Below are 21,883 nucleotides of genomic sequence, written 5' to 3'. Positions count from 1 at the left end.
TTCGTCATGCGGACAGGTAGAGGGCGTGGATACGAATCTACGGAAACGGATTCGCGCGGGGGACCACGACGCCTTCGGCGACCTCTTCGACGCGTACGCACGCTCCGTGTACAACCATGCCTACCGGCTCACGGGGGACTGGACGGTCGCCGACGACGTCGTCTCGCTGACCTTCCTCGACGCCTGGCGGCTGCGGACGAAGGTCGACGAGGAAGGCGGCTCCCTGCGCCCCTGGCTGCTCGGCATCGCCACCAACGTCACGCGCAACACCCGCCGCGCCGCCCGAAGGCACGCCGCCGCCGTCGCCCGACTGCCCCGTGACGAGGCGGTGCGCGATTTCGCCGACGAGGTCGCCGGGCGCCTCGACGACGCCGCGCAACTGGCCGTCGTACGCACCGCGCTGGCGAAGCTGCGGCGGTCCGAGCGGGAGGTGCTGGCGCTGTGCGTGTGGTCCGGGCTGGACTACCGGGCCGCCGCCGAGTCGCTGGGGGTGCCGGTGGGGACCGTACGGTCGCGGCTTTCGCGGGCGCGGACAAAACTCGCGAAACATGTGGAACTCCCCGAAGCGCGCGGACAGATGAGAGGTGACCGCGGCACCGCGGTCGGGCCCCTGAGGGAGGGAAACCGATGAACCAGCTTCCAGAACTTCCAGAACTTCCAGAACTTCCGGAGCTTCCGGAGCTTCCGGAGCTTCCGGAGCGAGACCTTCCGCCGGGGCGTCACCGACTCCTCAAGGAGCGCCTGATGACCGAGATCCGGCAGGAACACGAGACCCGGCCAGAACGCCGGCCGTCCACCACCCGCGGGCCCTGGCTTCGTCCCGCCCTGGTCGCGGGAGCAGTGGCCGTGGTCAGCGCCATCGCCTTCACGCTCTCCCTGCCGTCCGGCGGCCAGGAGCGTTCCGATCCCGCCGCCTCGCAGAAGGTCGAGGCACTGTGGGAGGACATCGCGCTCGCCGCCGAGCACGCAGACGTGCCGGCCGACATCCGCGACGACCAGTTCGTGTACGTCAGGAGCAAGGTCGGTTGGACCACGCAGGACGGCGACGGGCCCGCGAAGCTCGAACCGATCCACCAGCGCGAGGTGTGGCTGTCGGTCGACGGCACCGAGGAGGGCATGCTGTACGACGCCGACGCCGGGCACCACGACGAACCGCTGGAGAAGGAGACCCCCGGCATCCCCTCCAACACCAGCTACCGCCACCTCCAGACCCTGCCGACCGACCCCGACAAGATGTTCGAGTGGCTGAACAGCGTCAGCGAGGGCAGCAGCAGCAAGGACGAGGCCAACTTCGTCCTCGTCGGTGACCTCACCCGCGAGTCCCTGATGCCGCCCGCGCAGGCCGCCGCGCTCTATCGGGCGGCCGCCAAGATCTCCGGTGTCTTCGTGATCGACGACGCGGTGGACGCGGCCGGCCGACATGGGGTCGCGGTGGCCAGGGTGGACGACGGGGAACGGGTCGAGCTGATCTTCGACAAGAAGACGAAGGAGTACCTGGGGGAGCGCGAAGTCGCGGCGGAGGACCTTGGGTGGGGCTTCGACAAGGGCGACGTGACGGGCCGTACCGCGGTCCTTGAGCGTGCGGTCGTGGACAAGAAGGGCGAGCGTCCCTGACGCGTGCGCGACCTCCGATCCGCTTCCACCTGGAGCGGCACGGGGACGACGGGTCCGCCCTGCGCTTCAGCCACGAGTTCCGGGGGGACCGGGAGCCGGAGGCGCGCTGGCGGGCCCGGTTCGAGCGATTGATCGGTGAGTTCGAAAAACGGAGCTAGGACGGCGGCAGACACTCCTTCGCCGGTGGCTTCCCCTCCGGCCAGGCGATCTTCACGAAGCGGTTGGTGCCCTGGGGGGTCACCTCCACCACCGGTACGGCCTTGTCGTACGGGTTGCCGTGCACGTCCAGACAGATCCAGCCGCTCGCCCCGCTCACCTTCAGCGAGCCCTTCACCTGCGGCCACTGCAGGCCGACGTCGGCGAGCGGCGGGACCACCTCGCCGTCGGGGGTGGCCTCGCGGATGCCCTTGACGGCCAGCTGCATGGCGTCGTACGCGGTGATCAGCTGGCCGTCCGACAGCGTGATCGGGCCGAGCGGGCCGACCGGTGCGCGCTTGCTGCTCGCCAGCAGCCCGTTGAGGGCCTGCGCGTCCTTCGCCGAGCCGCCGGTCTTCACCGGGTCCTTGGTCCAGGCGTCGGGGTGGGCGAGGGCGGTGTAGCGCACGGAGAGGTTGTGGGTGAGGGCGCTGCGGTCGAGATCCTTGTCGCCGGTGAGGTAGGAGCCCTCGTCGCCGGTCAGCAGGGTGAACTTTCGGTCCTGGCAGCCGCGTCCGCCCAGCGCGTTGATGAACTGCCGCAGCTGGGTGTGCCGTCCGGCGAACAGGATGGTGTCGGTGTCCGGCGCGGTGTCGCAGACGAGGTGGGTGATCTGCCGGAAGGTGTTGGCGGTGGTGCCCTCCTGGCTGCGGTCGTCGGGCGGGGTGAAGGGCTGCGGCTCGTACGGCGAGCCGTCGATGAGGTCGGCGAACGACTTCTGCAGCGTCGTCGTGTACGGGTCGCCGGGCTTGTCGTAGACCAGCAGGGCGTTGCCCGCCGTCACCTTGGCGAAGGACGCGAGGGCGCGGGCCTCGTCGGTGTTGGTGGGGGAGACCCGGGCCAGCCCCGGGAAGGGGTCGGTGCCGTCCTGGCCGTTGGCGAGGTCGTCGGCGGTGATGGAGGTGCCGATCACCGGAATCCCGCGCCGGGTGAGTTCGGCGACGGCCTTCTTGTTGTTCTCGGTGCTCAGTCCGACCCCGGTCACCGCCCGCAGCCGGTCGGATCCCTTGGTCATCTCCTCCAGCTGGTTGACCGTGTGCTCCCAGTGGGCGCCGGTCGCCCCGGGGTTGGCCAGCACCAGTCGGATCGCCGGGGTCTGCCCGGCCGACTTGTGGTTGGCCTGGTACTGCGCCAGATACGCGCCCTGCAACTCGTGCAGGACGTCGCCGAGGTTGTCGGCGTCGGTCGCGGTGAAGGGCTCGAGGAGGGCGACGGTGACATAGCTGTCCGCCTTGAGGGACCGGTTCTCGCGGTCGATCGCCCTGACCGTGTCCCGTAGCCGGGCCCGGCCGAAGTAGTAGCCCGTCGTCGACACGCCCACGCACTCGTCGCTGCCCTCGGGCCGTACGACCCCGGCGGCGCAGGACCGGTCGTCGTGCGCGAGCGCCCGTACACCGAAGACCAGGCCGGCCACCACGGCGGCGGCGACCAGCAGGGCGAGATAGCGGCGCAGGGGTATCTCCCAGACACTCTCACGCAACCGAGCGCCGAAGCCCCTGCCCGAACCGCTGCCTCTGCCGGAACCGCTCCCCGCCATCACGTCCCCCCGTCCGGTTCGTCCTCGTCGTCGTCCGGGACGCGCAGCGCCCGCCCGGCGAGCGCGTCCTCGGGCCAGTCCCGCGAGGCCCGCCACAGCAGCGCGTTGCCCGCCGGGCGCAGGTTGGACAGCTGCTCCAGCTCGAACCGCAGCCGGTCGCACACCTTCGGGTCGGGCAGCGCGAGCGGGTCGGTGAGCTGCCACACGGCGTGCAGCAGCCGCCGTATGCGCAGGTGCAGTACCGCGTCGGCGCCCTCCGGCACGACCTGTTCGGCGTCGGTTCGCCCGAGCGCGATCGCCGCCCGCCGGTCGGCGCGCCCGGCCCCGGCGAAGTCGTGGCCCTCGGCGTCGTGCGCGTGGAAGTAGGGCGCCGACGCGATGAACCGCAGGGACCGCAGCCAGACGCGGATGTCCAGGGCGGGGAAGGTGTCGCGGAGGTACGCCACCGCCGACTCCGCGCCGCCGAGGGCGAGTTCGTGGTGCAGCCGGTAGCGGGCGCGGGCCGGATCGTCGTCGTCGGCCGCGTGCGCGTAATAGCGGATGAGCGTCTCGTGCGCCCGCCGCCACTGCCCGTGGTCCGCGTCCCGGTGGTGCAGCCGCAGCAACAGCAGGGTCCGTACGAAGGAGTCCCCGACGAACCGGCCCGGCACCTCAGGCAGCCCTTCCGCCACGAGCCGGGTCTGCAGCGCACGCACGTCGGCCGGTCCGAAGTCGTCCGGGAGGAGCGCCTCGGCGAGCGCGCAGGCCGAGTCGTGGTCGTGGGCGGCGGCCAGCACGGTCAGCTCGTCCAGGCGGTCGGCGGGCACCAGCCCGTCGAGGAGTTCGAGGTAGGTGGGCCGCCCGTCGCGGTCGTCGTCCAGCCGTACGTCCGAGGTCAGCAGCTCCCCGAGGGAGGCGGCGCCCGGCAGGTTCTGCGCGGCGGAGTCGGCCAGCCGGACGATCCCCAGCGGGTTGCCGCCGGTCAACCGATGTGTGGCGTACGGCAGTTGGGGCGGCACCGGCATGTCCGCACAGGCGGCGCCCACCAGGTGCAGGGTGTCGTCGGGGCTGAGCGGCGACAGCGCCACCAGCAGCGCACGGGACGACGGGGCCGCCGGGTCCGGCACCCAGTCGCTGCGCCGCGCGACCTCGGCCAGGGTCCGCCGGACGGCGTTGCGCAGGACCGGGCGGTCGGTGCCGCGCAGGCCGCCGACGAACACGACCTGGTCGGCGATGCCGTCGGCGCGGTCGCGCAGTATGGCGTCCACCAGCCCGGGGCCGGGAGCCCGGTGCGCGTTGTCGATGAGCACGACGGGCCGCCCCAGCCGCTGCATCCGCGGCAGCATCCCCGCGTACGCGTCGGTCAGGTCGGCGAGCAGCGCCCGTACGAGATGGCGCTCGGCGTGCTCCCGGGAGGTGCCGCCGGCCCGGAAGTGCCCGGACAGCAGGATCAGGCCGCGCCGGGCGTCGCGGCCCGCGTTCGGGTAGTCGCGCCACCAGGCGGAGGCCCGCTGCTGGCGCCGGTTGACGAAACTGTCGGAGAACGACTCCAGGGTCGCCTCGATCGCCGACGCCACGAGCGGCCCGGTGCCGCTCACCGCCGCGACGACGTTGGCGGTGACCCGGCCGGCCATCCGCCCCGCGAACCCGGCGATCCACGAGCCGCCCTCGTTCAGCAGCAGAATCCGCTCCACCTCGCGCCGGATCCGCTCGGAGTCCGCGTCGCCCCAGCCGCCCGCCGCGACCGCGACCAGCCCCGACATCAGTCGCGGGAACGTGATCCGCCCGGCACCGGTCACCGGCTCGGCCAGCTGCTCGGCGACCACCAGCAGCGCCTGCGACACCGGCGACCAGGCCTCCAGGGGCCGCCCGCCGGTCGGCCGCGCGAACTGGACGTCCTCGCAGTCGATCAACGCGACCGGCGTATGCCCCTTGTAGGCGTCCCGCAACTCACCGAGCACCGCGCTCTTGCCGAGCCCCCGCCCGCCGGTGAGCAGCACGAAGGGCAGCTCCTTCGGATGCTCCACGGGGGTGGCCCGGCGCTGATGCGGACGCAGGCCCACGAGCCGCGGAGCAAGACCGGCCGGATCGGTGTCGAACAGCGCCCCGCGCCCGTGCAACGCTCTGCCCACCGCATCTCTCCCCCCAGAGACTCCAACCTCAGAGTAAGGAGAGGGAGTTGGTGCGGGCCAGACCCCGCGATGTCCGTTGGGTTACGAAACTCTCGGCCCACCCCGATGACTCACGCGACGGTGATCGAGTCCAGCTTCGCCCGCAGGTACGTGTGCGAGTCGACCGGCTCGTAGGCCACCCGCCCCACTGGCGCCGGCAGCGACTCGACCAGCGTGCCCGGCGTGCACTCGCCGAAGTAGACGAGGGACATCAGCTCCTCGGCGGGTGCGTCGGCCGGCGGGGGCAGCACACGGTGGCGGCCCGAGCGCCAGCGGTCGCCGGTCCAACGCGCCAGCAGGTCACCGACGTTGATGGTGAACGCCTCCGGATCGAAGGGCGCGTCCTCCCAGCCACCCGCGTCCGTGTAGACCTGCAGTCCGCCCTTGCCGGCCTGCCGGTCGAGGATCGTCACCGTCCCGAAGTCGGTGTGCGGGCCGATCCGGAACTGCCCCGGCTGCGGCTCCCCGACGACCTCCGTGCCCGGATACCAGTTGATGTTGAAGCCGTACGTCGGATGGTCCATGTGCTTCGAGAAGAAGTCGGCGTCGAGCCCGAGCGCCTCGCCGAGCAGGGAGAGCAGCTCCTTCTCCAGGTCGGCCATCCGCGCCAGGTACTCCTCGCAGAGTTCCCGCAGCTTTGGCACCTCGGCGGGCCAGACGTTCGGCGCCGCCCACTCCGCGTCGACCACGGGGTCCTCGAAGTGCTCGTGCGTCGCGAACGTCAGCGACTCCTTCAGGTCCGGCGGAGTCTCAGTACCCTCCGAATACCCGTTGGCCTCCGCGCCCGGCCCGAGCCAGCCGCGGCCGCCGACCTTCGCCGTGTACGGCTGCTTGACGTCGACGGGCATCCGGAAGAACGCCCGCGCCGCCTCCCGGATCCCCGACCGCAGGGCCGGGTCCACACCGTGCCCGGTGACCAGCAGGAATCCGGCTGTTTGAAGGGCCTCGTCGACGGTGCGGGCGATCTCGGCGCGGGTGTCGGGGGTGCCTTCGACCCAGGGCTTCAGGTCGATCGTGGGAATGCGGGGCTTACTCACCAATGTCCTCGTTCCACAGTGCCGGGTTGTTCTTGATGAAGTCGCGCATCATCTCGACGCACTCGGGATCGTCCAGGAGCACGATCTCCACGCCGTGCTCCGCCAGCCAGTCGTGCCCGCCGTGGAACGTGGCCGCCTCGCCGACGACGACCCGCGAGATGCCGAACTGGCGGACCAGGCCGGAGCAGTACCAGCACGGGGAGAGGGTGGTCACCATCGTCGTACCGCGATACGACCGCTGCCGTCCCGCGTTCCGGAAGGCGGCCGTCTCCGCGTGCATCGAGGGGTCGTCGTCCTGGACGCGGAGGTTGTGGCCGCGTCCGAGGAGGGTGCCGTCGGCGCCGTACAGAGCCGCGCCGATCGGGATGCCGCCCTCGGCGAGCCCGGTGCGGGCCTCGTCGACTGCGGTGGCCAGCCAGGTGCGGGCCGTCGCCTGATCCATAGGGTCCATGACTGCACTCTCCTGTGGCGGAAACACGAGGGCAACGTGCGGAAAGTACTCTCCGGGCATCCCGCAGCCGGACGAACTGTCAGCACCCTGGAGGTTCCCGTGCCCGCACTCACCCTCCGCGAAGTCCTGGAGCTGGACCCGGTGCGGGCCGCCGAACCCCGGCTCCTGGCGGGCGAGGGTTCGCTGGACCGTCCCGTCCGCTGGGTGCACTCCAGCGAGGTGTACGAGGGTGCGAACTTCCTGGACGGCGGGGAACTGCTGCTGACCAACGGCTTCGGACTGACGGACGCCGACGAGGAGGTCCGGCGCCGGTACGTGCGCGAGCTGGCGGCACGGGGTGCGGCCGGGCTGGCGGTGGAGGTGGGGCGGTCGCTGCCGTCGATGCCGGCCGAGGTGACCGACGAGGCCCGTCGGCTGGGTCTGCCGCTGCTGGCACTGCATCGCGTCGTGCCCTTCGTACGGATCACGGAGGCCGCGAACCGCGCGATCGTTGCCCGTGGCCTGTCGGGGCGGTCGGTGGTACGGCCGTGGGGCGACGACCATACGGCGGCCCTGCTGGCGGACCTGGCGGACCGGGCGGCGCTGAACCAGCCGGAGGTGGAGGCGCGGGCGGCACTGGCGGGATTCCATCCGGGCCCCGGGGCCCGCCTTCTCGGCGTGTCCCTGCATGGCACGCGGGACGTGAACACGGTGGACCGTGCGGTACGGCTGCTGGGCGGGGCGGGGGTACTGCGGGCGGCGTTCCCGGGGGACGTACTGGCGCTGCTGTCCCTCCCCGGCTCCCGTGCCGGCGACCCCGTACGGGCCGTCCAGGACGCCTTCCGTACGGCAGCCGAGCCCGGCCTGACCGTCGCGGTCGGGCACGCCGTCGCCGCCGGCGGAGGCTGGCTGCGCTGGAGCGACACGCTGCGTGCGGCCCGTACGACGCTGGAGCTGGCGCTGACCGTGCCGGCCGCCGAACCGGGTATGGCGGGCGGCCCCCTGGTGACGTCGTCGCGCGCGCTGGCGTTGGAGCGGGAGCTGACCCGAGGCGGCGTGGACGCCAACCGAGAGCGGCTCGCCGGGCTGGTCCAGCACGCTTTGGGCCCGCTGCTGGCCTGGGAGGCGGCCCACCCCAGCGACCTCGTCCGCACCCTGGAGGTCCACCTCCGCCACGGCTGCTCACCCACCCGCACGGCCGCGCTGCTCCACATCGGCCGCCAGTCCCTCTACCAGCGCCTGGAGCGCATCGAGTCCCTCCTCGGCCTGGAGATCGGCGACCCGGACCTGCTGGGCGAGCTCCTGACGGCGGCCTGCGCGCACCGGGTGGTGCGGGGGATGAGCCCGGCGGTGGCGGGCGGACTGCGGACGGTGGCCTGGATCCCGGCCAGCGCAGTGTGACCTCGCTCGTCCCGTTGTACGGCGCCATGCACAGGACGGTCTTCGGGGTTCCGTACTGCACGGGCCAGTTCGGCGAGGTTGGCTCGAACCGTGTCAAAATTCCCCGCGAAATGTCCAGACGTCCGGGCGGGTAACCTGTGCCGATCACCGCCGTGTCAGCGGCAGTTGGGCCCCCTTGGAGGAACGTTCATGGTTGCTGCTCCGGTTCTGGAGGAGCTGCGGGAGGTCTGTCAGCCGCAGGCCAAGCTGGCGAGCCGCAACGGCGAGCACTGGGCGGGGCGGCTGTACATGCGGCGCGTCTCGCTGCGGTTCACCCGGCACCTCGTGCGCACGCCGGTCACCCCCGACCAGCTGACCTGGACGATGGTGGTGTGCGGGATGGCCTCCGGGGCCGCGCTGATGATCCCGGGGCTGACGGGGGCGGTACTGGCGGTCATCCTCATGCAGTTGTTCCTGCTCTTCGACTGCGTGGACGGTGAGGTCGCCCGCTGGAAGGGCCAGAACAGCGCGTCCGGCATCTACGTCGACCGGCTCGGCGCCTATCTGGCCGACGCGGCCCTGCTGGCGGGCGCGGGCTACCGGGCCGCCGAGTCGGGTGTCGGCGGCTGGCTGTCGATCGGCATCGCCACCGCCCTGGGCGTGGTGCTGCTGAAGGCCTCGACCGACCTCGTGGACGTGGCACGCGCTCGGCGCGGGCTGGGCGTCGTCGACGACGAGTCGACCCGCCCGCGCTCGCAGGGCGTGGCGACGGTACGCCGCCTCGCCGCCGCCTTCAAGATCCACCGCGTGACGAACGGCATCGAGGCGTCGCTGGTGCTGCTGGTCGCGGCCGTGGCCGACGAGATGACCGGCGGCCTGGAGCCGACCCGCTGGGCGTTGGGCGCGCTCGCCGTGATCACGTGGGTGATGGTCCCGGCCCACCTGCTGTCGATCCTGTCGTCGTCGCGGCTGCGGTGAGACAGCAGCCGTACTGCTGTGTCGCTACCTGAGCTGCCCGGCGGTGTAGTAGCCGTCCGTGATCAGCATGCGGTAGTTGGTCTTGTCGACGCTCTGTGGCTGCAGCAGGTGGACGGGCACGTCCTTGACGCCGTTGTTGTAATCAGTTCTGTTGTCCACCCTCGGCAGCCTGCCGGTGAGTATGTCGTCGACCATCTCTGTGGCGGCCTCGGCGAGCGCGCGGATGTCCTTGTAGACGGTCTGCGACTGTTCACCCGCGATGATCAACTTCACCGACTCCAGCTCGGCGTCCTGACCGGTGACGATCGGGAGGGGCTTGCTGCCGGAGCCGTAGCCGTCCGACTTCAGCGCGGACAGGACGCCCCGGGAGATGCCGTCGTACGGCGACAGGACCGCGTCGACTTTCCGGCCGCTGTACCACTTGGTGAGGAGGCCGCTCATACGCTTCTGCGCGGTGGCCCCGTCCCAGCGCAGGGTGGTGATCTTGTTCATCTCGGTCTCACCGGACCGGACGACCAACTGCTTGCTCTCCAGGTACTCCTCCAGGAGCGCCATCGCACCGTTGTAGAAGTATTTGGTGTTGTTGTCGTCGGGGGAGCCGGCGAACATCTCGATGTTGAACGGGCCCTTGCCCTTCTCCAGGCCGAGCTTCTCGATGATGTAGCGGGCCTCTTGCCGGCCGACCATCTCGTTGTCGAAGGAGACGTAGTAGTCGACGTTCTTGGTGCCGAGGATGAGCCGGTCGTAGGAGATCACCGGAATCTTCGCGTCGGCGGCCTGTTGAAGCACGCCGTTCAGCGACTTGGCGTCGATGGCCGCGATGATCAGCGCCTCGACGCCCTGCTTGACCAGGGTCTCGATCTGTGAGTACTGGGCTTTCGGGTCGTCGTCGCCGTAGACCAGCTTGGTCTTGTACCCCATGCCCTTCAGCTTCTCGACGACGCTCTTGCCGTCGGTGAGCCAGCGCTCGGAGGCCCGGGTCGGCATGGCGATCCCGACGGTACCGCCGCCCTCGGAGCTGCTCGCGGAGCCGGCCTCGCTGCTCTGGCCGCAGGCGGACAAGGTGAGGGCGAGGGAGGCGGCTCCGCCGAGGAAGGCAAGAGCGGCTCTTCGGTTGACCATGGTGATTGTTCCTTGTTGTTCTCGTCGTGAGGGGATGACGGCATAACAGGCGTCGATGGGGGAGCGGTGCAGCGGGTCGGGCAGTCGGCCGGCAGGTCGAGAGTGAGTCGGACGCGCCGTGCCCACTCCCGGGCGGTCAACAGGGGGCCGGCGCCGCAGATGGGTGCCGTACGGGTAGATCCCCGGGTGCCCTGGACGGGCGGAACTTCAGACAGAGCGGTGCGCCGGGGCGGATCAGCCCCGCGCCCTCGTGGATCCGCACGCAGCCACCGAGGTCGTCGGGGGTCTTGGCGTACAAGGGTTGAGGTCAGTTCGGTCCGGCACGTTGCTCGAGTCGGTGCTCGGGCGCGTCGGTGTCCCGCCGCGGCCCGGCATCCGGCGCTCGCGGACTCCCGTCATCCCTTTGCCGGTGTGCTCCTGTACGCACGCCGAGCTGCGCCACGGCGTTCAGGCCACGGGCGTGCTGATTCCGGGGGTGCACAGGGCAATCGCCTTCAAGTGTTCGAAATCTCGTCACATGTTCTAAAGGTTGGCTGAGATTAAGGGGGGGTGCGCGGGGTGTCAACGGGGCGAACTGGAACGGTTACAGAAAGTTCCTAGATCGCTTTCCGGCTCGGACCCGGCTTACCGGCGTTCGAACACCGCGTAGTCGGCGAAGCTGCGGCGATAGCGCAGGTGGCGGGTCTCCTGAGTGTGCCGGCGCTGCCACTCCTCGACCTCGGCCGGGGCCTGGCACGGGCCGGAACTCGCCCCGCAGTCGGCTTCGTCGCCCGAGACGCAGTGCGCCTCGTACTCCGGCTGTGCCGAGGCGTCCTGCACGATCGTGTAGGGCACGTACCGGAAGATCCGGCGCACGGCCGGGGTCCCGCCGTGTTCCCGGCCCTGGTGTTGCCGCAGCACTACGTTCGCGTCGGTCTCCGCGCTGCAGTCGAACGCGGCCCGTGCTTCCTCCCGCCGGGTCGCCAACTCCTCGCACGTCGCGCAACCGGGGACCGGAACGGGTGGCCGATCCGTGTCGGCCTCCAGCAGCGGCGGGGGCACGAACCCTTCCCTGGAACGGTCGTTGGCCGCCCGCACGCCCGCGCTCAGCCGTTCCTCCCGGGTTGCGGCCCGGATCCGCGCCGGGTCCGCCTGCCATTCCCGGCCGCCGCCGACCGGGCGCAGCATCGCGTACGGGCCGACTCCGTCCTGGTACTCGCCCACCTTGCGCGTCTGTGGATCGTAGACGAGCGTTCCCGGTTCCAACCGCTCAGGCATGTGCAACTCCCGGCACCTTTCGTAACTCTGGGTGTACCGAGCGTCGCCCAGGGGAACGGTCGGTATCAATGCCTGGCGCGTGCGAGTGGGTCTTTGACACGGAGGGGGACACGGTGACGCGGCGCAATGCGGAAGGGGCGTCCGGGGTCACGAGCGCCGACCTGTTCGGCGAGGTGCTGCGCCATTTCCGCGAGCTGGCCCTGCTCACGCAGGACGGGCTGGCCAGGGAGATCCCCTGTGACCGCTCGCACGTGGCCCGCGTGGAGGCGGGGACCCGGGTGCCGCAGGACACGTTCGCGAAGAAGTGCGACGAAGTGCTGGGCACGGGTGGGATGTTGGCGCGGCTGTGGGGGAAGGTCGACTGGTATCCGCAGGTGGAGCATCCGGATTGGTTCCGGCGGCGGGCTGAGATGGATGAGGTGGCGGTTGCTCTGCGGGAGTATCAGGAGCGCGTCGTCCCCGGGCTGTTGCAGACGGAGGACTACGCGCGTGCCCTGTTCTCACGGCTCGTGAGCGGTGACGAGTTGGAGGAACGCGTCCGGGCTCGACTGAGTCGACAGCGGCGCTTCCTGGTCGACGGCGGCCCGTTCTACGCAGTCGTTCTGGACGAGAGTTGTCTGCGCAACGTGGTGGGCGGCCCGGCCATCATGCGAGACCAGTGCGCTCACTTGCTCAGCCTGGGGCGGCGCCCCAATATCCATATCCAGGTGGCCTCGGCCGACCGCATCGGACTGGTCCGGCCCAGCGGCTCCATGTCGTTGATCAAAATGCCTGACGGGCACGAGTGGGTCTACTCGGAATCGCTTGACCGTGGCCATTTCAACGGCGATCCAGCCGTCTACGCGCGGCATAGCCAGACCTATGATGTGCTCAGGGCGGACTCTCCGTCAGCCCCCGAGTCCGCCGTTCTGATCGGCGACGCGATGGAGAGGTACGAGCATCATGAACAGCCACGATCTCAGCGCGGCGACCTGGATCAAGAGCAGCCACAGCGACGCCAACGGCGGCAACTGCATCGAAGTAGCCCCCGGTTTCCCCACCGTCGTCCCCGTCCGCGACAGCAAAATCCCTGACGGCCCGGTGCTGATCGTCAGCCGCCTCGCCTGGTCGGCGTTCACCTCCGCTCTGCGCTGACCTTCAGCAACAGCTTCCCCGTGCTGGCCCGCGTGCCCATCAACCGGTGTGCCTCCGCCGCCTCTGCCAGCGCGAACTCCGCCGTCACCGGCAGGGACACCGTGCCGTCGGCCACCGTGGCGAAGGCTCGGTCGGCCACCGTACGCAGCGCCTCCGGGGCCGTCTTCGCGAGCGTCAGGATGGAGAAGCCGCCCACTGTGATGCCGTAGGGATACAGCTCCGGCTGGCCCACGCCCCACGGGTCCGCCCCGCTCGCGTTGCCGAAGGAGACCAGGCGTCCGAAGACCGCGAGGGAGGCCAGGCTGCCGCGGAACGTCTCGCCGCCCACCGGGTCCAGGGCCAGGTCGACGCCCCGGCCGCCGGTCGCCTCCCGTACCGCCTTCTCGAAGTCGCCGACGAAGACCTGGTCGTAGCCGTGCTCGCGGGCGTAGGCCGCCTTCGGCTCGGCCGACACCACGCCGTACACCGCCCCGGCGCCCGCAGCCTTCGCCAACTGCCCGACCACCGTGCCGATGCCGCCCGCCGCGCCCTGCACCAGGACACTCTCGCCGGGTTGCAGCCGGCCCACCGTGTGGACGAGGGCGTACGCCGTCGGCAGCACCGTGGGGAGGGTCGCGGCCGTGCGCAGGTCGACGCCGGGCGGCAGCGGGAAGACCGTCGCCGCCTCCGCCACGGCCACCTCCGCGTAGGCGCCGCCCTCCGTCAGGGCGGTCACCTCCTGACCCACGGCGAGCCCGGCGACTCCCTCGCCGAGCGCCCGCACTCGGCCGGAGAACTCCAGGCCGGGGCGGAAGGGGAGGGCGGGCACCCGGTAGCCGTCCGAACGGGCCTTCAAGTCCGCGAAGTTCACGCCCGCGTACGCCACGTCGACGCTCACCTGGCCGGGGCCCGGTTCGGGTACCTCCGCCTCCACCGGCTTCAGGACCTCGGGACCGCCGTACTCCTGGATCTCGATCGCGCGCATGCCAGACTCCTGGTTCGACTGTTCCCGACTGTTCAATGAAAAGCGAACACTGGCGAGTGTATGGTTTTCATCGAACACTCGGCAAGCCGTCAGTCGTCATCCATGAGGCAGGACAACGTGGCCACCACCAGTCATCGGGCCGCCCCCGAGCACACCCACCCCGACGACGTCCCCCTCCTCACCGCGCTCGCCGCGCTCGCCGATCCCGTACGCATCGCCCTGGTGAGGGAGTTGGCGGGGTCGGCCCAGTGGTCGCGCAGTTGCGGCAGCTTCGACGTGCCCGTCGGCAAGGCGGCCCTCAGCCATCACTTCTCGGTGCTGCGTGCGGCGGGCCTCGTCGAGCAGCGGGACATGGGGCCCAAGCGGGTCAACAGGCTGCGGCGGGAGGAGTTCGAGGCGCGGTTCCCGGGGCTGCTGGAACTCGTCCTGCGCGAGGTCGAGCACGTGGAGCAGGCCCACCTGCCATGACCCGCCGGAGGGGGCGCCGACTAGCGCGCCGCCCGGCGCAGCACCGCGTACAGTCCCGCACTCACCACGAACCCGACCAGGCACGTGATGTCGCCGAAGGACGGCCACTGCTCCGGCACCCATCCCACGTACTTCTCCTGGTTGGAGAAGAGCGGCACCGACACCGCGATGCCGATCAACAGGGCGGCGATACCGGGCCAGTTGGCGAACGTCCGGTCGCCGAGCCGGGCCGCCAGCTGCTCGACCGGCGTCCGGGCCTGCAGCCACCGCTCGACCAGTACGACCCCGAGCCACGGCCCCACCCAGTACGCGATCACCAGCAGGAACGCCTCGTACGCGTGCCCCGCGTCCGCCAGTGACGCCCACGCCGCCGCCGTACCGGCGACACCGCACAGGACGACAATGGCGCTTCGGCCCAGCCACGGCGGGAGCTTGAAGCCGAGGGCGGTCACCGACATGGCCGACGAGTACACGTTCAGGGCGTTCGCGGAGACCGCGCCGAGGATGATGGCGAGCAGGACGAGGTTGCTGAGCCAGCCCGGGAGATGGCCCGTGAAGGCCGCCGTGGGCGTGGCGCCTTCGGGGGCGACGATCGTCGCCGACGCCGCGCCGATCACCGAGACGATCGCGACCGACACGAACAGGCCTACGGCCGGGTACAGGGCGGTCTTGAAGCGGTTCGCCGTGCGCGGGAGGTAGCGGGAGTAGTCCGAGGCGCCCGGGTTCCAGCCGGCCGCGTAGCCCCAGGCCGTACTGAAGGCGAGGAGGAAGCCGCCGATGCCGCCGCCGGCGCCCGCCCCGCCGAGGTCGGCCTCCTTGAAGGTCCAGACACCCGCCAGCAGGAAGATCACCGCCAGTGCCGGGAAGGCGTACTTCTCGAAGGCGTGGACGAAGTTGTGGCCGATGAAGCCGATCACGACCTCGGCGACCACCACCAGCAACAAGGAAGGAAGCGGACGCAGGTCCGTCAGCGTGTTCAGCGCGAAAGCGGCGCTCACACTGTTCACCGCGAACCAGCCGACACCCGCGACCAGTGCGTTCACACCCGCCGGCAGCAGATTGCCCCGGAAACCGAAGGCGAAGCGGCCGACCGCCATCTGCGGTACGCCGAAGCGCGGGCCGTCCAGGGACAGGATCCCGTGGGTCAGCGAGCCGAGCGCCGTGCCCAGCAGCAGCGCCGCCGTCGCCTGCCAGAAGTTCAGGCCGAAGAACAGCACCGAGATCACGCCGATGTACACGGTGGCGAACTCGATGTTCGGGGACGCCCACGTCCACAGCAGTTGGAGCGGGCTGCCGTGCCGTTCGGCGTCGGGGATCGGTTCCGAGCCCGCCGTCTCGACGGCGATGACCTTGTCACCGTATTCGGGGGTGAGCGTGGTGCCGGTGGAGTCGGCGGGAGCTGTCGTCATGCGAGGTAAGTCTCCGGCTCCCACCCGCCGCCGCCCAGGGGCGCATTGTCCGCTTCCGGCGGCTTACCGGCGTACACCTTGTCCGGTGTCAAGGACAATCGGTGGGATCAGGCGGTGGGGTCATCGCCGTCGTCCCTCTTGTCCCGGTCTCTCTCGTCCCCGTCCTTCTTGTCCTCGTCCTTGAGGGACTTGAGGAACTCGGGATTGTCGTCCGGCGCCACCCACTGCTGCCTGCCGCCCCGGCTCCACGGCGAACCGGCGGAGCCGGCGAGGCCCGCGGGGCCGCCCGCGCCGGCCGGGTTTCGCTGCTTGCCCGCGATGAACCACGAGATGGAGCCGGCGAGCGGGAAGACGAGGACGAGGATGGCCCACAGCGGCTTGGGCATGTAACGGACGTCCTCGTCCTTCGTGCTGATGCAGTCGATGAACGCGTACACGCTCAGCGCCAGTGGCACGAGGAACATCAGTACCCGGAGCATGGAGGCCTTCCAGTGGAACGGTCGTCGGGGCCACGAGCACGGGACCCCAGGTACCGGGCCAGGGTAGCCGCTCGGGGATACTTGACCGCATGGCTTACGACGATCTTCGTTCCCTGCTCAGGGCCCTGGAGCGCGAGGGTGACCTCAAGCGCGTCAAGGCCGAGGTGGACCCGTATCTCGAGGTCGGGGAGATCGTCGACCGGGTGCAGAAGTCCCAGGGCCCGGCGCTGCTCTTCGAGAACGTGAAGGGCTCCGCGATGCCCCTCGCGATGAACGTCTTCGGAACGGACCGGCGACTGCTGAAGGCCCTGGGGCTGAAGTCGTACGCCGAGATCTCCGAGAAGATCGGCGGGCTGCTGCGGCCCGAGCTGCCGCACGGCTTCGTCGGCGTGCGCGAGGCCTTCGGGAAGCTCGGCGCGATGACGCACGTACCGCCGAAGAAGGTGAAAGAGGCGCCGGTCCACGAGGTCGTGCTGCACGGCGACGACGTCGACCTCGATGCCCTCCCCGCCCTCTTCACCTGGCCGCAGGACGGCGGCTCCTTCTTCAACCTGGGGCTCACCCACACCAAGGACCCGGAGAGCGGGATCCGCAACCTGGGCCTGTACCGCCTCCAGCGCCACGACAAGCGCACCATCGGCATGCACTGGCAGATCCACAAGGACAGCCGGAACCACTACCAGGTCGCGGCGCGGCGCGGCGAGCGGCTGCCGGTCGCGATCGCCTTCGGGTGTCCGCCCGCCGTGACGTACGCCTCCACCGCCCCCCTCCCCGGTGACATCGACGAGTACCTGTTCGCCGGGTTCATCGCGGGCAAGCGGATCGAGATGGTCGACTGCAAGACGGTGCCGCTGCAGGTGCCCGCGCAGGCGGAGGTCGTGATCGAGGGCTGGCTGGAGCCCGGCGAGATGCTCCCGGAGGGTCCTTTCGGGGACCACACCGGCTTCTACACGCCGCAGGAGCCCTTCCCCGCCCTGAAGATCGACTGCGTGACGATGCGGAAGCGGCCGTTGCTTCAGTCGATCGTCGTAGGCCGCCCTCCGACGGAGGACGGACCGCTGGGCCGTGCGACGGAGCGGTTCTTCCTCCCGCTGCTGAAGATCATCGTGCCGGACATCGTGGACTACCACCTGCCGGAGGCGGGCGGTTTCCACAACTGTGCGATCGTCTCGATCGACAAGAAGTACCCGAAGCACGCGCAGAAGGTGATGCACGCGGTGTGGGGGGCACACATGATGTCCCTGACCAAGCTGATCGTGGTCGTCGACGCCGACTGCGACGTCCACGATTTGCACGAGGTCGCGTGGCGGGCCCTCGGCAACACAGACTACGCCCGTGACCTCTCGGTCGTGGAGGGTCCCGTCGATCACCTCGACCATGCCTCCTACCAGCAGTTCTGGGGCGGCAAGGCGGGCATCGACGCGACCAGGAAGTGGCCCGAGGAGGGCTACACGCGGGACGGCGGCTGGCCCGAGATGGTGCTGTCCGACCCTCAGACGGCGGCGAAGGTCGACCGCCGGTGGAAGGAGTACGGGCTGTGAGTTCAGCTTCTGCGGCGCTCCCGCAGCCGGGACGCACCAAGGCCTTCCTGCGCCTGGTGATGATCGAGCACTCGGTCTTCGCGCTGCCCTTCGCCTACATCGCCGCCCTCACCGCGATGTTCCAGTGGGACGAGAACATCCACTGGGGCCGTCTTCTCCTGGTCACCGTCTGCATGGTCGGCCTGCGGACCTTCGCGATGGCGGTCAACCGGATCATCGACCGGGAGATCGACGCCCGAAACCCCCGGACCGCGCACCGCGAGCTGGTGACCGGCGCCATGTCGGTGAAGCACGCCTGGACGGGCGCGCTGGTCGCGTTGGTGATCTTCCTCGGCTCGGCGGCCCTGCTGAACCCCCTGTGCCTGGCGCTCGCCCCCATCGCGGTGATCCCGATGGTGGTCTACCCCTACGGCAAGCGGTTCACGAACTTCCCCCAGGCGATCCTCGGCCTCGCCCAGGCGATCGGCCCGGTCGGCGGCTGGCTGGCGATCACCGGCGAGTGGTCCTGGGACGCGGTGATCCTCGGTCTCGCCGTCGGCATCTGGATCGGCGGCTTCGACCTGATCTACGCCTGCCAGGACGTCGACACCGACCGCGAGATCGGCGTCATGTCGGTCCCGGCCCGCTTCGGCATCCCGGCGGCGGTGTGGGGCGCGCGGGTCTGCCACGCGGCCACGACGGCGTTGTTCGTCTGGTACGCCGTCGCGACCGACGCGGGGACCTTCTTCTGGTTCGGCCTGATGATCGTCGCGAGCGCGTTCGTCTACGAGCACTCGATCGTGCGGCCCCATGACCTGTCCCGCCTGAACAGGGCGTTCTTCAGCGTCAACGGGTTCATCGGGATTGCCCTGTTCGTGTGCGCGTTGCTGGATCTCTTGGTTCGGGGTCTGACCGTGTAAGTACGGTGCGGCCTACCATTGAGGGTGGCCGTAGAGACCGAACTCGGGCGCGTCACCATCGACACCGCTGCCCTCCCTGTCGACCCGGACTCCTGACGCACCTCACCAAGGTCCCCGCCGGTAGGCTCAGGGTGTGAACGCAGGAGAAACGCAGCGCACGCCTTGGATCGTGGGGGTGTCGGGAGCATCCGGTACGCCGTACGCGGCTGCCGTCCTGCGCGCACTGCTCGCCGCCGGGGAGAGCGTCGACCTGGTGGTGTCCCGGGCCTCGCGGCTGACTCTGCTCGACGAGACCGGGATCTCTTTCCGGGACGCTCACTGGCGGGGTGACCTGCGGGAATGGCTGTCCAGGGGCGCCGACGGGAAGCCGGGGACCTTCGAGGTCGACATCGAGGGCGTACGGCACTGGAGTGCCGGGGACCTCGCGGCGGGGCCGTCCTCGGGGTCGTACCCCTCGAAGGGGATGCTGATCGTGCCGGCCTCCACGGCGTGTGTCGCCGGAGTCGCGCTGGGGCTGTCGAAGGACCTGCTGCAACGCGCCGCGAGCGTCACGCTGAAAGAGCGGCGGACGCTGGTCGTGGCCGTGCGGGAGACCCCGCTGAACGGGCAGACCCTGCGGCACCTGGTCGCACTCGACGACGCGGGCGCCAGCGTCGTACCCGCCTCGCCCGCCTTCTACGCGGGCGCCACGCACATCCAGGACCTGGTGGACTTCGTCGCCGGGAGGGTCCTCGACGCGGCGGGCGTCGGGCACGGGCTGTACCGCCGGTGGCAGGGTGAGATCGGCGGCGGCTCCCGTCCTCCTGCCTGAGCACCACGCACCACCAACCTCAGATTCAGACCTCTTCAGTCTCTTCATCGGAAGGCTTCGATCGCATGGACGCGGTGGACAGGCAGCTCATCCAGGCCCTGAGGGAGAACGGCCGGGCCTCCTACGCGGAGCTGGGACGCCTCGTCGGTCTGTCGGGACCCAGCGTCACCGACCGCATCAACCGGCTGGAGGCGGCCGGCGTCATCACCGGCTACCGGGCCACGGTGGACGCCGCCTCGCTCGGTCTCGGCGTCATCGCACTGATCGGCATCTCGCTCTCGGACGCCGCCGACCACGAGGACGTGGCGCGCCGGCTGAAGGACCTCGGCGAGATCGAGGACTGCTGGTTCATCGCGGGCGACGACTCGTTCATGCTCAAGGTGCGGGCGACGGACGTCGACGGCCTGGAGAAGATCATCCGGCGGCTCAGCGGTACCAAGGGCGTGTCCCGGACCCGTACCACGATCGTGCTGTCCACGAAGTGGGAGAACCGGGTCGGGGAGCTGCCCGAAGAGGCATAGACGTACGGTGGGAAGTCGTCGGAGAAAGGTGTGGGTATGGACGTCGGACTCAAGCGCGAGCTGGAGCAGAAGGTCCGCTCTGGTGAGCGGCTGACCCGCGAGGACGGCATCGCGCTGTACGAGTCGGACGACCTGGCCTGGCTGGGCGGCCTCGCGCACGAGGTGCGGACGCGGAAGAACGGCGACGTCGTGCACTTCAACGTCAACCGCCACCTCAACATGACCAACGTGTGCACCGCGTCCTGCGCCTACTGCTCCTTCCAGCGCAAGCCGGGCGAGAAGGACGCGTACACGATGCGCATCGAGGAGGCGGTCAAGCTCGCCAAGGCGATGGAGGGCGAGAACCTCACCGAGCTGCACATCGTCAACGGGCTGCACCCGAACCTGCCGTGGCGCTACTACCCGCGGTCGCTCAAGGAGCTCAAGGCCGCCCTGCCGAACGTCTCGCTGAAGGCCTTCACCGCCACCGAGATCCACCACTTCGAGACCATCTCGGGGCTGAGCGCGAGCGAGATCCTCGACGAGCTCATCGACGCCGGTCTGGAGTCCCTCACCGGCGGCGGCGCCGAGATCTTCGACTGGGAGGTCCGGCAGCACATCGTGGACCACCGCACCCACTGGGAGGACTGGTCGCGCATCCACCGGCTGGCGCACGAGAAGGGGCTCAAGACCCCGAGCACCATGCTGTACGGCCACATCGAGGAGCCCCGGCACCGCGTCGACCACGTGCTGCGGCTGCGTGAGCTCCAGGACGAGACCGGCGGCTTCCAGGTCTTCATCCCGCTGCGCTACCAGCACGACTTCGTGGACATGAAGGACGGCAAGGTGCGTAACCGCCTCCAGGCGCGTACGCAGATGGCGACCGGCGCGGAGGCCCTCAAGACCTTCGCCGTCTCCCGCCTCCTCTTCGACAACGTCCCGCACGTCAAGGTCTTCTGGGTCATGCACGGCGTCCAGACCGCCCAGCTGGCGCTCCAGCACGGCGCCGACGACATGGACGGCTCGGTCGTCGAGTACAAGATCACGCACGACGCCGACAACTACGGCACCCCGAACAAGCTGACCCGCGAGGACCTGCTGGACCTCATCCGGGACGCCGGTTTCCGGCCGGTGGAGCGCAACACGCGGTACGAGATCATCCGGGAGTACGACGGTCCCGACCCGGCGCGTCGCGAGTCGCCGCAGCCGATGCGGGTGTGAGTTCTTCGGGGTGCGGGGGTACTCGGCGGGTGTGAGCCCCCGCACGACCGCACCAGAGGACGCGTACACCGCCGAACCCTTCGTTCCGGACAGCGGCGGTCTCACCGCCCTGCGCCGCGCCGCCGGCGAGTGCCGGGGCTGTCCGCTGCACCGGGACGCCACGCAGACCGTGTTCGGGGCGGGCGCGGCAGACGCGCGCGTGATGCTCGTGGGAGAACAGCCCGGGGACCAGGAGGACCGGCAGGGCAAGCCCTTCGTCGGTCCGGCCGGGAAACTGCTGGACCGGGCGCTGGCGGAGGCGGGCATCGATCCCGGCGAGGCGTATGTGACCAACGCCGTGAAGCACTTCAAGTTCACGCAGGCCGAGCCCCGCAAGCGCCGTATCCACAAGGCGCCGACCCTGCGGGAGATGACCGCGTGCGGGCCGTGGCTGGCCGCCGAGCTGTCGGTCGTGGAACCCGAGCTGATCGTGGTGCTCGGGGCCACGGCGGGCAAGGCGCTGCTGGGGTCGTCGTTCCGGGTCACGCAGGTGCGCGGGACGGTGCTGGAGGAGGAGATCCACGGGCACGCGGAGCGGCTGGTGCCCACCGTGCACCCCTCGTCGGTGCTGCGGGCGGACGACCGGGAGGCCGCGTATCGCGGGCTGGTCTCCGATCTGCGGGTCGCGGCCCGCGCCCTGGGGTGAACAACCGGCCACAGCCGGTGCACGGTTTTCGGAAACCTTGATTTAACGCCCCGGTGTCTACGCGTGTTGATC

The 21,883-nt window shown here is 70.2% G+C and carries 21 protein-coding genes and 1 pseudogene; 13 read left to right on the top strand and 9 right to left on the bottom strand.

Annotation, left to right across the window (positions count from 1 at the left end):
• Positions 1-25 precede the first annotated feature (25 nt).
• Complete coding sequence (locus tag ACFYO2_RS31155; RefSeq protein ID WP_388355652.1) at positions 26-631, top strand: RNA polymerase sigma factor; 606 nt, start codon at positions 26-28, stop codon at positions 629-631.
• Entirely contained in the window at positions 628-1,614 is a 987-nt protein-coding gene (locus tag ACFYO2_RS31150) for a CU044_5270 family protein (protein WP_388355650.1), read from the top strand. The genes ACFYO2_RS31155 and ACFYO2_RS31150 overlap by 4 nt, the downstream gene beginning before the upstream one ends.
• Before the next feature lie 154 nt (positions 1,615-1,768).
• Here ACFYO2_RS31150 and ACFYO2_RS31145 read toward each other — a convergent pair whose 3' ends face one another.
• The 4 genes from ACFYO2_RS31145 to ACFYO2_RS31130 form a co-directional block, all read right to left on the bottom strand.
• Positions 1,769-3,346 carry a hypothetical protein gene (locus tag ACFYO2_RS31145; protein ID WP_388355648.1) on the bottom strand — a complete coding sequence of 526 codons (1,578 nt, stop codon included), beginning with the start codon at positions 3,344-3,346 and terminating at the stop codon, positions 1,769-1,771.
• The gene (locus ACFYO2_RS31140; protein ID WP_388355646.1) at positions 3,346-5,457 is read right to left on the bottom strand and encodes a hypothetical protein; all 2,112 of its coding nucleotides are present in this window, start codon (positions 5,455-5,457) and stop codon (positions 3,346-3,348) included. Before ACFYO2_RS31140 ends, ACFYO2_RS31145 begins: the two co-directional genes overlap by 1 nt.
• Positions 5,458-5,567: 110 nt before the next feature.
• Positions 5,568-6,533, bottom strand: a complete 966-nt coding sequence (locus ACFYO2_RS31135; RefSeq protein WP_388355645.1) for an isopenicillin N synthase family dioxygenase — start codon at positions 6,531-6,533, stop codon at positions 5,568-5,570.
• Positions 6,526-6,984 carry a nucleoside deaminase gene (locus ACFYO2_RS31130; protein WP_388355643.1) on the bottom strand — a complete coding sequence of 153 codons (459 nt, stop codon included), beginning with the start codon at positions 6,982-6,984 and terminating at the stop codon, positions 6,526-6,528. The genes ACFYO2_RS31135 and ACFYO2_RS31130 overlap by 8 nt, the downstream gene beginning before the upstream one ends.
• 99 nt (positions 6,985-7,083) lie before the next feature.
• Here ACFYO2_RS31130 and ACFYO2_RS31125 point away from each other — a divergent pair, with 99 nt between their 5' ends.
• Together ACFYO2_RS31125 and ACFYO2_RS31120 are read left to right on the top strand one after the other, a co-directional pair.
• Positions 7,084-8,364, top strand: coding sequence for a PucR family transcriptional regulator (locus tag ACFYO2_RS31125; RefSeq protein WP_388355642.1), 1,281 nt, complete (start codon positions 7,084-7,086; stop codon positions 8,362-8,364).
• A 189-nt stretch (positions 8,365-8,553) separates the two neighbouring features.
• Positions 8,554-9,321, top strand: a complete 768-nt coding sequence (locus ACFYO2_RS31120) for a CDP-alcohol phosphatidyltransferase family protein (protein WP_388355640.1) — start codon at positions 8,554-8,556, stop codon at positions 9,319-9,321.
• Between the two features lie 24 nt (positions 9,322-9,345).
• Here the strand turns inward: ACFYO2_RS31120 and chvE are convergent, their stop codons facing one another.
• Both chvE and ACFYO2_RS31110 read right to left on the bottom strand, forming a co-directional pair.
• Positions 9,346-10,443: a multiple monosaccharide ABC transporter substrate-binding protein gene (gene chvE, locus ACFYO2_RS31115; protein ID WP_388355638.1), complete on the bottom strand. Its 1,098-nt coding sequence runs from the start codon at positions 10,441-10,443 to the stop codon at positions 9,346-9,348.
• A 624-nt stretch (positions 10,444-11,067) separates the two neighbouring features.
• Positions 11,068-11,700 (bottom strand): hypothetical protein, encoded by a 633-nt coding sequence (locus tag ACFYO2_RS31110; protein ID WP_388355637.1) that lies wholly within the window; start codon positions 11,698-11,700, stop codon positions 11,068-11,070.
• Between the two features lie 113 nt (positions 11,701-11,813).
• Here ACFYO2_RS31110 and ACFYO2_RS31105 point away from each other — a divergent pair, with 113 nt between their 5' ends.
• A complete protein-coding gene (locus ACFYO2_RS31105) occupies positions 11,814-12,773 on the top strand; it encodes a Scr1 family TA system antitoxin-like transcriptional regulator (protein WP_388355636.1) in 960 nt (319 codons plus the stop codon).
• A pseudogene (locus tag ACFYO2_RS31100) lies at positions 12,727-12,834 on the top strand (DUF397 domain-containing protein); the annotation flags it as partial. The gene ACFYO2_RS31105 and the pseudogene ACFYO2_RS31100, both read left to right, overlap by 47 nt.
• On the opposite strand, the gene ACFYO2_RS31095 reads toward ACFYO2_RS31100, so the two are convergent.
• Positions 12,815-13,798 carry a zinc-binding alcohol dehydrogenase family protein gene (locus tag ACFYO2_RS31095; protein ID WP_388355634.1) on the bottom strand — a complete coding sequence of 328 codons (984 nt, stop codon included), beginning with the start codon at positions 13,796-13,798 and terminating at the stop codon, positions 12,815-12,817. The pseudogene ACFYO2_RS31100 and the gene ACFYO2_RS31095 sit on opposite strands and share 20 nt — an antisense overlap.
• A gap of 102 nt (positions 13,799-13,900) precedes the next feature.
• Between ACFYO2_RS31095 and ACFYO2_RS31090 the strand changes: the two genes are divergently transcribed.
• Positions 13,901-14,266 (top strand): ArsR/SmtB family transcription factor, encoded by a 366-nt coding sequence (locus ACFYO2_RS31090; protein WP_388355632.1) that lies wholly within the window; start codon positions 13,901-13,903, stop codon positions 14,264-14,266.
• A 20-nt stretch (positions 14,267-14,286) separates the two neighbouring features.
• Here the strand turns inward: ACFYO2_RS31090 and ACFYO2_RS31085 are convergent, their stop codons facing one another.
• Together ACFYO2_RS31085 and ACFYO2_RS31080 are read right to left on the bottom strand one after the other, a co-directional pair.
• Positions 14,287-15,675, bottom strand: a complete 1,389-nt coding sequence (locus ACFYO2_RS31085; protein WP_388355630.1) for a purine-cytosine permease family protein — start codon at positions 15,673-15,675, stop codon at positions 14,287-14,289.
• Between the two features lie 107 nt (positions 15,676-15,782).
• On the bottom strand, positions 15,783-16,154 hold the full coding sequence (locus ACFYO2_RS31080) for a PLD nuclease N-terminal domain-containing protein (RefSeq protein ID WP_388355628.1): 372 nt from the start codon (positions 16,152-16,154) through the stop codon (positions 15,783-15,785).
• An 89-nt stretch (positions 16,155-16,243) separates the two neighbouring features.
• Between ACFYO2_RS31080 and ACFYO2_RS31075 the strand changes: the two genes are divergently transcribed.
• From ACFYO2_RS31075 to ACFYO2_RS31050, 6 genes are all read left to right on the top strand, one after another.
• Entirely contained in the window at positions 16,244-17,695 is a 1,452-nt protein-coding gene (locus tag ACFYO2_RS31075; protein WP_388355626.1) for a menaquinone biosynthesis decarboxylase, read from the top strand.
• A complete protein-coding gene (mqnP, locus tag ACFYO2_RS31070) occupies positions 17,692-18,594 on the top strand; it encodes a menaquinone biosynthesis prenyltransferase MqnP (RefSeq protein ID WP_388355625.1) in 903 nt (300 codons plus the stop codon). Before ACFYO2_RS31075 ends, mqnP begins: the two co-directional genes overlap by 4 nt.
• Positions 18,595-18,727: 133 nt before the next feature.
• Entirely contained in the window at positions 18,728-19,405 is a 678-nt protein-coding gene (locus ACFYO2_RS31065; protein ID WP_388355623.1) for a UbiX family flavin prenyltransferase, read from the top strand.
• A 65-nt stretch (positions 19,406-19,470) separates the two neighbouring features.
• On the top strand, positions 19,471-19,926 hold the full coding sequence (locus ACFYO2_RS31060; RefSeq protein WP_388355622.1) for an Lrp/AsnC family transcriptional regulator: 456 nt from the start codon (positions 19,471-19,473) through the stop codon (positions 19,924-19,926).
• A 36-nt stretch (positions 19,927-19,962) separates the two neighbouring features.
• Positions 19,963-21,126 (top strand): aminofutalosine synthase MqnE, encoded by a 1,164-nt coding sequence (gene mqnE / locus ACFYO2_RS31055; RefSeq protein WP_388355620.1) that lies wholly within the window; start codon positions 19,963-19,965, stop codon positions 21,124-21,126.
• Between the two features lie 31 nt (positions 21,127-21,157).
• Positions 21,158-21,811, top strand: a complete 654-nt coding sequence (locus tag ACFYO2_RS31050) for a UdgX family uracil-DNA binding protein (protein ID WP_388355619.1) — start codon at positions 21,158-21,160, stop codon at positions 21,809-21,811.
• The last annotated feature ends 72 nt before the right edge of the window (positions 21,812-21,883 follow it).

This window comes from Streptomyces sp. NPDC006602 (assembly GCF_042870385.1).
Lineage (GTDB): Bacteria > Actinomycetota > Actinomycetes > Streptomycetales > Streptomycetaceae > Streptomyces.
Note: the sequence above shows the minus strand (reverse complement) of the source record. Positions and strands in the feature narration are given on the sequence as shown.